This is a genomic window from Candidatus Zixiibacteriota bacterium, from assembly GCA_040753495.1.
In the GTDB taxonomy this organism is placed as follows: Bacteria; Zixibacteria; MSB-5A5; order GN15; family PGXB01; genus DYGG01.
The window spans coordinates 1-9728 of record JBFMEF010000091.1; the positions used below are offsets into that span (position 1 = coordinate 1).

Consider the following 9728-nt stretch of genomic DNA (forward strand, 5'->3'; position numbering starts at 1 on the left):
ATGTCGAGCTGCAACCCGGAAAAGGCGGCCAAATCGCCCGCAGCGCCGGTTCTTATGTGCAGCTGGTCGCCAAGGAAGGGGAATTCGCTCACCTGAAAATGCCCTCCGGAGAAGTGCGACTGGTGAAACAGAACTGCTATGGTACCATCGGGCAGATCGGCAATGCTGACCACAAGAATATCTCCATTGGCAAAGCCGGAGCGTCTCGCTGGCGGGGTATTCGCCCCCATGTGCGCGGCGTCGCCATGAATCCGGTTGACCACCCTATGGGTGGCGGCGAAGGAAAGAGCTCCGGCGGACGGCATCCCTGTTCCCCCTGGGGGCTCAAATCCAAAGGTCTCAAGACCAGAAGTAAACGCAAATCGAACAAATATATTGTTGAACCACGCGGAAAGAAGAAATAAACGCGGAGGATGGAATGCCACGGTCACTGAAAAAAGGACCATATTTAGACGAAAAGTTGCTGAAGAAATTGACTGCTTTGAACAATACCGGCGAGAAAAAGGTAATCAAGACCTGGGCGCGACGCTCCACGATTTCCCCCGACTTTGTCGGGCATACGCTGGCGGTGCATAACGGCAACAAGTTCATCCCGATTTATATCACGGAAAATATGGTCGGTCATAAATTGGGCGAATTTGCCCCCACCCGTACTTTCCGCGGCCATGGCGGCAAATTGGCGGAACGCTCTACGGCCGTTAAAGAATAGGAAGAAGTCTCATGATGCAGGCACGTGCTCGAATCAGATTCTTGAAGATGTCTCCGCGCAAAATGCGCCAGGTGGCAGACCTGATTAAGGGAAAGCCCGTTCAGGAGGCTCTCAATATCTTAAATTATACTCCCAAGTCGGCCGCGCATCCTTTAGCCAAAACGGTTAAAGCGGCCGCGGCGAACGCTATCGCCGGCGTGGGAACGGCCAAATTGAAAGCGGAAGACCTTTCGATATCAAAAATTCTTATTGACGGCGCTCCTACCGCCAAAAGGATTCGCTTCCAGTCGATGGGACGTGTATTTCGGATTCGCAAGCGCTACTGCCATGTTATGGTGGAAGTAGAAGGCGAACCGGAGCCAATTAAGGAGAGAACGGCGGCGGCAAAGGCGAAAAAAGATAAAGTCGAAAAAGAGCCGCCAACGGCTAAAGAAGGTAAAGCCAAAGGTAAAGCCAAAGGTAAAGCCGATGCGGAGCCTGAAGTTGATGAAAAAACTGATGCCGCTCCGGTTGAAAAGGCTGCTGAAGAAGAAGATAAGTAGGAATATATAAGGAGAGTATTTTGGGACAAAAGACACACCCCATAGGGTTCAGGCTCGGTGTCATAAAATCCTGGAACAGCAAATGGTTCGCTGACAGGAAATTTGCTGACCTCATCTACGAGGATATGCGCATTAAAAAATATATCGATGTCAGACTTTCCAAAGCAGGATTGTCACGCGTCGAAATTCTGCGCGCCCCCAAGAAAGTCACGGTAGATATCCATACCTCCCGCCCCGGAATTGTCATCGGACGCAAAGGCGCCGAAGTGGATAAACTTCGTGAAGAGCTTCAGATGCTCACCAAGAAAGAAATCTCCTTGAATATTATCGAGGTCAAGAAGCCGGAACTCTCCGCCAAACTTGTCGCCGACACCATCGCCCGTCAGCTGGAAGGTAGAATCTCCTACCGCCGCGCGATGAAGAAAGCTATTTCCGGAACAATGAAGATGGGCGCCGAAGGAATAAAGATTCTTTGCGGCGGCCGTCTTGCCGGCGCTGAAATCGCGCGCACGGAAAAATATATGGAGGGTCGAGTCCCCCTTCATACCCTCCGCGCCGACATCGATTACGCGACCGACACCGCCCACACCACCTATGGCTGCATCGGAGTCAAAGTCTGGATCTGCCGCGGCATGGTGATGGGCAGAGGAGAGCTGACCGAACGCGAAGATATGGATAAGTCGCTGACCGACCGTCACGATATGGAACTGGAAGGCGGACGGAGAGACCGGGGACGGGGTGATGACCGTCAACGGAAACGTCGCCCCCGCGGGCGTGTCCGTCGTCCCGACCGGCGCGACCAGTTCGGAGAAGGCGGCGGCGAACAGTCCGACCGTCCGCGCCTGGGAACGGGCGATGACCGGGGCGGTCCTCGCGGTGACCGCCGGGAGCCGCGCGACCGGCGTCCCCAGCAGAATCGCGACACCCGTCCGGCGCAGTCCGGCGGAACTCCGACTCCTCCACCCAAAAAAGAAGGCGCCGAATAGGCTTTAAGCGGGAGTAAATGTTATGTTAACGCCCAGTAAAACAAAATATAGAAAACAGCAGCGCGGCAGAATGACCGGTAAAGCCTATCGCGGTAGCGCTATCTCCTTCGGCGAATTCGGTCTCAAATCTCTGGAGCCGGCCTGGGTAACCGACCGCCAGATTGAAGCCGCTCGTATCGCTTTGACCCGATATATCAAACGAGGCGGCAAAGTCTGGATCCGTATTTTCCCCGATAAGCCGGTAACCAAAAAACCGGCCGAAACGAGAATGGGAAAAGGTAAAGGCGCTCCCGAATATTGGGTGGCGGTGGTCAAGCCGGGACGAATCCTCTTCGAAATCGAAGGCGTCAATGAGCAGATGGCAAAAGAAGCCCTCCGTCTTGCCGGCGATAAGCTGCCGATGAAAACCAAGTTCGTGACCCGTTCCGAGACTGAAGGGGTATGATATGAAAATGGTATCTTTGCGTGATATGACGCGCGACGAATTGATTCAAAAGAAACGCGAAATGGCCGAGGAGCTGTTCAATTTGAGCATGCGCAAAACTCTCAAAGAGCTCGACAACCCGCTCAAACTGCGCACTCTCCGACGGGACATCGCCCGAATTGAAACCATTCTTTCGGAAGACCGTCTGGGCAAAAGAAAAATAGTCAAGGCGCCCGTGTCCATACTGGATAAAGGAACGGCCGAAGATAAGACCGGAAAAGCGGAATAAGGATTAGGCGAATATGAATAGAAGCAATCGTAAGGTACGAGTCGGTAAGGTCATTTCGGATAAGATGGATAAGACCATCGTCATCAAGACCGAAAGGACCATGAAACATCCTCTCTATGGCCGCGTCATTAAGACCTTTTCCAAATTCTACGCTCATGATGAGAAGAACGAAGCCAGGGCCGGTGACCTGGTCAGAATAATGGAAACCAGACCACTCTCGGCGACCAAACGCTGGAGACTGGTTGAAATCTTAGAGAAAGCGAAATAGCGATTACTGCCGTGATTTGAGCCGGGAGCAAGAAAATGATACAGGAATATACGCAATTGAATGTCGCCGACAACTCCGGAGCCCGACGAGTCATGTGTTTCCGAATACTCGGCGGGACAAAGAGACGATACGCCCGTCTGGGCGATATCATCGTGGTGACCGTAAAGGATGCCATTCCGGGCGGAACCGTGAAAAAATCGGAAGTCTGCAAAGCGGTGGTAGTGCGGACAAAATCGGAAACCAGGCGAAGAGACGGTTCTATTATCAGATTCTCCGACAATGCCGCGGTCATCATCAATGAACAGAAAGAGCCGCGCGGCACCCGTATCTTCGGACCGGTGGCGCGTGAATTAAGAGAGAAGCAGTTCATGAAGATCATTTCCCTTGCCCCCGAGGTTTTGTAAAAATGAATATAAGAAAAGGTGATATTGTAGTCATAAGACGGGGAAAAGACCGGGGCACGGTGGAGAAGCCTCGCACCGGCAAAGTCCTGCATGTTTTTCCGGGAAGCAACCGTCTCATTATTGAGGGCGTTAATATTATTGCGCGCCATTCCCGCCCTACCCGCCGAAATCCCAAGGGCGGAATCGTTCGCAAGGAAGCTCCCATACATAGAGCCAATGTGGCGCTCTTCTGCAAAGCCTGTTCGGCGCCGACCAGAATCAGCCACAAGGTCATTGAAGATACTGACGGTAAGAAAAGTAAAGTTCGTCTTTGCCGCCGCTGCGGCGAGGCATTATAACGGATGTTGGGTATGGCAAGATTAAAAGATTACTACTATAAAGAAGTGGTGCCCAAACTGCTCAAGCAGAACAAGTACCGCTCGACTATGGAAGTTCCCCGGTTGAGCAAAATAACGGTGAACATCGGCGTCGGCGAAGCTATCGGCAACGCCAAAGCCCTGGAAGCGGCCGCCGACGACCTGGCTAAAATCACCGGGCAGAGACCGGTTCTTACGCTGGCGAAAAAATCTATTTCCAATTTCAAGCTGCGCAAGGGAGCCAAAATCGGCGCCCGCGTTACCCTGCGCCGTGAACGAATGTATGAATTCCTGGACCGGCTCATGAATGTCGCCATCCCGCGTATTCGCGATTTTCGCGGCATCTCAACCAAGTCGTTTGACGGACGTGGCAATTTCAACCTGGGCATCAAGGAACAGATTATTTTCCCGGAAATAGATTACGACAAAATCGACAAGATTCGCGGTATGACCATTTCGATTACAACCACGGCAAAGAATGACGAAGAATGCCGTCAGTTACTGAGCGAGATGGGAATGCCCTTCAGTAAATAACAGGAGAAACAGTGGCGAAAAGATGTTTGATTGAGAAGCAGAGACGGGCGCCTAAATTTCAGGTGCGCCGCTATAATCGCTGTCAGCGATGCGGTCGCCCCCGCGCTTATATGCGGCGGTTCGGGCTTTGCCGTATCTGCTTCAGACAGATGGCGCTGGCCGGGGAAATCCCGGGCATCGTTAAAGCCAGTTGGTAGTCAAGCGGAAAGACAGGAGTTGTTTGTATGTCGATGACCGACCCCATTGCTGATATGCTGACCAGAATCAGGAACGGCTCAAAAGCAAAACGAAAAGCGGTTGATGTCCCGGCCTCCCGTATCAAGAGGGAAATCGCCCGGGTGCTTATTGAGGAAAAATTCCTGAAAGATATGGTGGAACTGCCTGACAATAAACAGGGAATCTTGAGACTCTATCTCAAATATAGCCGCGATGACGACCCTATTATTCGCGGACTGCGCCGGGTCTCGACTCCCGGTCTGAGAAAATATTTTAGCACAGATGAGCTGAAGCGCACCGTGCGCAATCAGGTCGGCATCACTATAATCTCAACGTCGCAGGGAATAATGACCAATTTTAAGGCTTACGAGAAACGGCTCGGCGGCGAAGCCATTTGCAGTATCTGGTAAGCCGGGATATATTGTATGTCAAAAGTAGGAAGACTTCCGGTAAAAATACCTTCAGGTGTAAAGGTCGAATTCAACAACGGCCTGCTGCAGGTAAAAGGTCCCAAAGGGGAACTCCAGCTGCGCCCTCATCCTGATTTACAGGTGAAAATCGAAGACAGCCAGATTACCGTTTCCCGGCCGTCCAATCTGAGATTGCACCGTTCTCTGCACGGACTGACACGGGTATTGATTCAGAACATGGTCACCGGCGTTACCAGCGGTTATCAGAGAATCCTGGAGCTGGTCGGGGTTGGCTATCGCGCCGAACTGACCGGCAAAATCCTAACATTGAATCTGGGCTATTCTCATCCGATACTGTTTCGGGCGCCCGATGGCGTAACGCTCCAGGTGATTCCCAAAGAGAACAAGATTTTTGTCACCGGCGCCGACAAGCAATTGGTCGGTATGGTGGCTTCCAAACTTCGTTCCCTGCGCCCTCCGGAGCCATACAAAGGTAAGGGCGTCAAGTATGCCGAGGAGATTATTCATCGCAAAGCCGGAAAGACAGCCGGTAAGTAAAGGTTAACTGTACTATGCGTTCTAATGATATAAAGAAATCCCGGGCCGCCAAGAGAAAAGCCCGTGTGCGGGGGCGCGTCATCGGCACCGCCGAAAGACCGCGTCTCACCGTACACAAATCTCTTAAGAATATTGAAGCGCAAATCATCGATGACGAAAAGATGATAACTCTGGCAGCGGTCTCCTCCTTGCAGAAGGATGTCGTCAGCAAGAAAAAAGACAAGATGAAAAAGACGGATGTGGCCGCGATAGTGGGTGAAGTCATTGCCCGCCTGGCTCTCGATAAGGGAATCAAGAAGGTCGCCTTCGACCGCAATCGCAGCTTATTTCATGGTCGGGTGAAAGCCCTGGCCGATGCCGCGCGCAAAGCCGGTTTGGAATTTTGATGTTTTTTATAGAGGTATGAAGCTTGGCTCGATTAGAAATGGATAACCTCGAATTCGAGGAAAAGGTAATTAAGGTCAACCGTGTCGCCAAAGTTGTAAAGGGCGGCCGCCGTTTCAGTTTCACCGCCCTGGTCGCGGTGGGCCAGCGCAACGGCAAGGTCGGCATCGGTCTCGGCAAAGCGTCGGAAGTCTCCGAGGCGATTCGTAAGGGGACCGAAGCGGCGCGGAAAGCTATGGTAAAGGTCACCATCACCCCCGAAGGCACTATCCCGCATCAGGTGCAGGGAATCTATGGCGCCTCGCGCGTGATTCTTAAGCCGGCTTCGCCGGGCACCGGTGTTATCGCCGGCGGCGCCGTAAGGGCCGTCCTGGAGTCCGCCGGTATTCAGGATATTCTGACCAAAGCTCTCGGCAGCCGCAATCCGCACAATGTCGTTAAGGCGACCATGAACGGTCTTCTGGAACTTCGCTCGCGTGAAGAGCAGGAAGGATATCGTCTGCGGGGTTAATCTTACCGCAGAGACGAGGTTAATATGGCAAAATTAAAAGTTACGCAGATTCGCAGTACTATTGACAAACCGGCGATTCAGAAGAGAACTATTATCGCACTCGGTCTGGGCAAACTGCGTCGGACGGTGCTTCACAATGATTCTCCGCAGGTTCGCGGAATGATAAAGTCAGTAGAACACCTTGTTAAATGGGAAAAGGTAGAAGAATGACGGCCTCATTGAAATTATCCGAATTGCGACCCCCGCAGGGTGCGACCAAGCAGCGCAAACGGGTCGGGCGGGGACCGGGAAGCGGCATGGGGAAAACCTCCACGCGCGGTCATAAAGGCCAGAAAGCCCGCACCGGCGGTGTCGCCAAAGTGAAGAGATGGTCCGAAGGCGGCCAGATGCCTCTTCAGAGAAGGATTCCCAAACGCGGATTCACCAATATTTTCAGGGAAGAATATCAGGTTGTCAATCTGACCCTTCTGGCGCGATGCCCGGCAGGCGAAGTTACACCCGATAAAATGAAAGAATTAGGGATTATTAAATCGACCCGTCTGCCCGTCAAGATTCTGGGAATGGGAAAAGTAGATGCGGCATTGCATGTGAAGGCAGCGGCGTTTTCCAGGTCGGCGATTGAGAAAATTCAAGCCGCCGGCGGAAAAACCGAGGTGATTTAGTGCTCAGTACCTTCCAATCCATCTTCAAAATTGAAGAACTGCGCAAGCGAATCTTTTTTACCTTCGCTTTGCTCGTGGTTTATCGTATCGGCGGACATATCCCGACACCGGGTGTCGATGGCTCTCTGGTGGCTCAGGCCCTCGGAAGCGATACCATCTTCGGCTTGCTCGACCTCTTTGCCGGCGGCGCTTTCCGCAATGCTACCATCTTCGCCCTCGGCATTATGCCATACATCTCCGCTTCCATTATGCTCCAGTTACTCGGGGCGGTGGTCCCTTATCTCCAGAGACTGCAGAAACAGGGAGAAGAAGGAAAACGGAAGATTACCCAGTACACCCGTTATCTGACCGTTCTCATTTCGCTCTTGCAGGCGTTCGGAACGGCGCAGTTCCTTTCCACTCTCGATTTCAATGGCCAGCGTATCGTGCATATGCCTTATGGCGAATTTGTCATCATCACCATGATTACCTTTACCTGCGGCACCATCTTTATCATGTGGCTGGGTGAGCAGATAACCGAACGGGGCATCGGCAACGGTATTTCCCTCATCATCTTCATCGGCATCGTGGCGCGCTTCCCGGAAGCGGTCATTGAAGAAGTGCAGTACCTCTGGTTTGGTACCCGCTCTATCTTTACCGAAGCCATACTGGTGGCGGCCATGGTGGCGGTAGTGGCGTCGGTGATTCTGGTTACGCGGGCGCAACGCAAAGTGCCCGTGCAGTACCCCCGCAAAATTGTGGGCAGGAGAATCTACGGCGGTGCCACCACTCATCTGCCTCTCTCGGTGAACTCGGCCGGCGTCATCCCGATTATCTTCGCGCAGTCTATTATGTTCCTGCCGGCGACCGTTCAGCAGTTGTTCCCCAATACCGAATGGGTCGCCAATATAGTATCCGACTGGCTGCGCCCCGGTCAGTTATGGTATTCCCTTATTTATGGTTTGATTATTGTCTTTTTTGCTTATTTCTATACCGCCATTGTTTTCAATCCGATTGATATCGCCGACAATATGCGCAAGAACGGCGGCTTCATTCCGGGCATCCGTCCCGGCAAGAAAACCGCCGAACATATCGAGCGGATTCTGACCCGCATCACCCTTCCCGGCGCCATCTTTTTTGCCATCATTGCTATTATGCCCTGGGTACTCATCAGTTCCTTTGGCGTCAACTACTTCTTTGGAGGCACCGGACTGTTGATTGTTGTCGGTGTGGCGCTGGATACGCTGCAGCAGATAGAATCGCACCTCCTTATGCGCCACTACGAGGGATTTATGAAAAAAGGGAAAATTCGCGGGAGGTCGTACTGATGAATTTGGTCTTTCTGGGACCTCCCGGGTCAGGCAAAGGGACGCAGGCGAAACGAATCGCCGCCAAACTCGGGCTGCTTCATCTATCCACTGGCGATGTCCTGCGGGAAGCGGTGAAGAACGGCACCGAACTGGGGAAAAAGGCGCAAAAATATATGGAGGCCGGCGAATTGGTGCCGGATGACCTGATTATAGGTTTGATAGAAGAGAAATTGAAATCGGGCGCCCTTAATAATGGATTCATACTGGATGGCTTCCCGCGGACAATTCCGCAGGCGGAAGCGCTGAAAGTCATGTTCGCCCGAAACCAAAAGGCAATTCATCGAGCAATTCTGCTGGACGTAACCGACGAGGAAGTCATCAAGCGGCTGTCCGGACGGTACTATTGTCCGACCTGCAACGCCGGATATAATTATCCTATGCAGCTCCCCAAGAAAGAGGGAATTTGCGATAACGATGGCGCCCGCCTTCTGCGACGTCCCGACGATGAGGAAGAGGTGGTCAAAAATCGTCTCAACGTCTACAAGAAGCAGACCGAACCGATAGTTGATTTCTACCGGAAAGAGTCCATCCTGGCTGCCATTAAGGACAACGGCGGCGGACCGGACCGGATAACGGAAAGTCTTCTGGCGGAAATTGCCAAGATTAATAAGGCATGATAATTAAAAAGACAGATGCACAGATAGAGATAATGAGAAAAGCCGGTAAAATCGTAGGCGATACCTTGAAAATGCTGGAAAAAGAGATTAAACCCGGGGTATCCACCGAAGACCTTGACAAAATGGCGGAAGATTTTATTTTGTCCCACGGCGCTCGACCGGCTTTTAAAGGGTATCGCGGTTTTCCCGCGACCGCCTGCATCTCCATAGATGAGGAGGTCGTCCATGGCATCCCCGGCAGGCGAATCCTCACCGAGGGCCAAATTGTCTCGGTTGACCTCGGAGCGATAGTTGACGGTTACTATGGCGACGCCGCCAGGACTTTTCCGGTAGGGGAGATTTCCGCGGAAAAGAGGAAACTTCTGGAGGTCACCCGGCGTTCATTAGAAGCCGGAATCGAGCAGGTGCAACCCGGCAATCGGCTCGGAATGGTTTCGTCGGCTATACAGAAGGTCGCTGAAGCCGCCGGATATTCCGTTGTCAGGGAGTTGACCGGTCATGGTATCGGG

At 52.5% G+C, this 9728-nt stretch carries 20 protein-coding genes; all 20 read left to right on the forward strand.

Annotated elements, in window-relative coordinates; all coding sequences use genetic code 11:
- A partial coding sequence (rplB, locus tag AB1690_05685) for a 50S ribosomal protein L2 (GenBank protein MEW6014793.1) occupies positions 1 to 404 on the forward strand: 404 nt, incomplete at its 5' end.
- 14 nt (positions 405 to 418) lie between these two features.
- Positions 419 to 709, forward strand: coding sequence for a 30S ribosomal protein S19 (gene rpsS / locus AB1690_05690; GenBank protein ID MEW6014794.1), 291 nt, complete (start codon positions 419 to 421; stop codon positions 707 to 709).
- A 14-nt stretch (positions 710 to 723) separates the two neighbouring features.
- Positions 724 to 1251, forward strand: coding sequence for a 50S ribosomal protein L22 (rplV, locus tag AB1690_05695; protein MEW6014795.1), 528 nt, complete (start codon positions 724 to 726; stop codon positions 1249 to 1251).
- A 20-nt stretch (positions 1252 to 1271) separates the two neighbouring features.
- On the forward strand, positions 1272 to 2237 hold the full coding sequence (gene rpsC, locus AB1690_05700) for a 30S ribosomal protein S3 (protein ID MEW6014796.1): 966 nt from the start codon (positions 1272 to 1274) through the stop codon (positions 2235 to 2237).
- A 22-nt stretch (positions 2238 to 2259) separates the two neighbouring features.
- On the forward strand, positions 2260 to 2682 hold the full coding sequence (rplP, locus tag AB1690_05705; GenBank protein ID MEW6014797.1) for a 50S ribosomal protein L16: 423 nt from the start codon (positions 2260 to 2262) through the stop codon (positions 2680 to 2682).
- A 1-nt stretch (position 2683) separates the two neighbouring features.
- Positions 2684 to 2950, forward strand: coding sequence for a 50S ribosomal protein L29 (gene rpmC, locus AB1690_05710; GenBank protein ID MEW6014798.1), 267 nt, complete (start codon positions 2684 to 2686; stop codon positions 2948 to 2950).
- A gap of 13 nt (positions 2951 to 2963) precedes the next feature.
- Positions 2964 to 3218, forward strand: coding sequence for a 30S ribosomal protein S17 (gene rpsQ / locus AB1690_05715; GenBank protein ID MEW6014799.1), 255 nt, complete (start codon positions 2964 to 2966; stop codon positions 3216 to 3218).
- A 35-nt stretch (positions 3219 to 3253) separates the two neighbouring features.
- Positions 3254 to 3622: a 50S ribosomal protein L14 gene (rplN, locus tag AB1690_05720; GenBank protein MEW6014800.1), complete on the forward strand. Its 369-nt coding sequence runs from the start codon at positions 3254 to 3256 to the stop codon at positions 3620 to 3622.
- A 2-nt stretch (positions 3623 to 3624) separates the two neighbouring features.
- On the forward strand, positions 3625 to 3960 hold the full coding sequence (rplX, locus tag AB1690_05725) for a 50S ribosomal protein L24 (GenBank protein ID MEW6014801.1): 336 nt from the start codon (positions 3625 to 3627) through the stop codon (positions 3958 to 3960).
- A 12-nt stretch (positions 3961 to 3972) separates the two neighbouring features.
- Entirely contained in the window at positions 3973 to 4512 is a 540-nt protein-coding gene (gene rplE, locus AB1690_05730; protein MEW6014802.1) for a 50S ribosomal protein L5, read from the forward strand.
- An 11-nt stretch (positions 4513 to 4523) separates the two neighbouring features.
- Positions 4524 to 4709, forward strand: a complete 186-nt coding sequence (locus AB1690_05735) for a type Z 30S ribosomal protein S14 (GenBank protein ID MEW6014803.1) — start codon at positions 4524 to 4526, stop codon at positions 4707 to 4709.
- A gap of 27 nt (positions 4710 to 4736) precedes the next feature.
- A complete protein-coding gene (gene rpsH / locus AB1690_05740) occupies positions 4737 to 5138 on the forward strand; it encodes a 30S ribosomal protein S8 (GenBank protein ID MEW6014804.1) in 402 nt (133 codons plus the stop codon).
- A 15-nt stretch (positions 5139 to 5153) separates the two neighbouring features.
- The gene (gene rplF, locus AB1690_05745; GenBank protein MEW6014805.1) at positions 5154 to 5696 is read left to right on the forward strand and encodes a 50S ribosomal protein L6; all 543 of its coding nucleotides are present in this window, start codon (positions 5154 to 5156) and stop codon (positions 5694 to 5696) included.
- A gap of 14 nt (positions 5697 to 5710) precedes the next feature.
- Positions 5711 to 6082, forward strand: a complete 372-nt coding sequence (gene rplR / locus AB1690_05750; GenBank protein MEW6014806.1) for a 50S ribosomal protein L18 — start codon at positions 5711 to 5713, stop codon at positions 6080 to 6082.
- A 23-nt stretch (positions 6083 to 6105) separates the two neighbouring features.
- Positions 6106 to 6591 (forward strand): 30S ribosomal protein S5, encoded by a 486-nt coding sequence (gene rpsE / locus AB1690_05755; protein MEW6014807.1) that lies wholly within the window; start codon positions 6106 to 6108, stop codon positions 6589 to 6591.
- Between the two features lie 24 nt (positions 6592 to 6615).
- On the forward strand, positions 6616 to 6801 hold the full coding sequence (gene rpmD / locus AB1690_05760; protein MEW6014808.1) for a 50S ribosomal protein L30: 186 nt from the start codon (positions 6616 to 6618) through the stop codon (positions 6799 to 6801).
- A gap of 8 nt (positions 6802 to 6809) precedes the next feature.
- Complete coding sequence (rplO, locus tag AB1690_05765; GenBank protein ID MEW6014809.1) at positions 6810 to 7253, forward strand: 50S ribosomal protein L15; 444 nt, start codon at positions 6810 to 6812, stop codon at positions 7251 to 7253.
- The gene (secY, locus tag AB1690_05770; GenBank protein ID MEW6014810.1) at positions 7253 to 8560 is read left to right on the forward strand and encodes a preprotein translocase subunit SecY; all 1308 of its coding nucleotides are present in this window, start codon (positions 7253 to 7255) and stop codon (positions 8558 to 8560) included. Before rplO ends, secY begins: the two co-directional genes overlap by 1 nt.
- Positions 8560 to 9219 (forward strand): adenylate kinase, encoded by a 660-nt coding sequence (locus AB1690_05775; GenBank protein ID MEW6014811.1) that lies wholly within the window; start codon positions 8560 to 8562, stop codon positions 9217 to 9219. The genes secY and AB1690_05775 overlap by 1 nt, the downstream gene beginning before the upstream one ends.
- The coding region (map, locus tag AB1690_05780; GenBank protein ID MEW6014812.1) for a type I methionyl aminopeptidase at positions 9216 to 9728 on the forward strand (513 nt) is incomplete at its 3' end. The genes AB1690_05775 and map, both read left to right, overlap by 4 nt.

Coding starts and splice junctions, on each gene's coding strand:
- rpsS (MEW6014794.1), top strand. CDS start 419: ATGCCACGGTCACTGAAAAAAGGACCATATTTAGACGAAAAGTTGCTG.
- rplV (MEW6014795.1), top strand. CDS start 724: ATGCAGGCACGTGCTCGAATCAGATTCTTGAAGATGTCTCCGCGCAAA.
- rplP (MEW6014797.1), top strand. CDS start 2,260: ATGTTAACGCCCAGTAAAACAAAATATAGAAAACAGCAGCGCGGCAGA.
- rpmC (MEW6014798.1), top strand. CDS start 2,684: ATGAAAATGGTATCTTTGCGTGATATGACGCGCGACGAATTGATTCAA.
- rpsQ (MEW6014799.1), top strand. CDS start 2,964: ATGAATAGAAGCAATCGTAAGGTACGAGTCGGTAAGGTCATTTCGGAT.
- rplN (MEW6014800.1), top strand. CDS start 3,254: ATGATACAGGAATATACGCAATTGAATGTCGCCGACAACTCCGGAGCC.
- rplX (MEW6014801.1), top strand. CDS start 3,625: ATGAATATAAGAAAAGGTGATATTGTAGTCATAAGACGGGGAAAAGAC.
- rplE (MEW6014802.1), top strand. CDS start 3,973: ATGGCAAGATTAAAAGATTACTACTATAAAGAAGTGGTGCCCAAACTG.
- rpsH (MEW6014804.1), top strand. CDS start 4,737: ATGTCGATGACCGACCCCATTGCTGATATGCTGACCAGAATCAGGAAC.
- rplF (MEW6014805.1), top strand. CDS start 5,154: ATGTCAAAAGTAGGAAGACTTCCGGTAAAAATACCTTCAGGTGTAAAG.
- rplR (MEW6014806.1), top strand. CDS start 5,711: ATGCGTTCTAATGATATAAAGAAATCCCGGGCCGCCAAGAGAAAAGCC.
- rpmD (MEW6014808.1), top strand. CDS start 6,616: ATGGCAAAATTAAAAGTTACGCAGATTCGCAGTACTATTGACAAACCG.
- AB1690_05775 (MEW6014811.1), top strand. CDS start 8,560: ATGAATTTGGTCTTTCTGGGACCTCCCGGGTCAGGCAAAGGGACGCAG.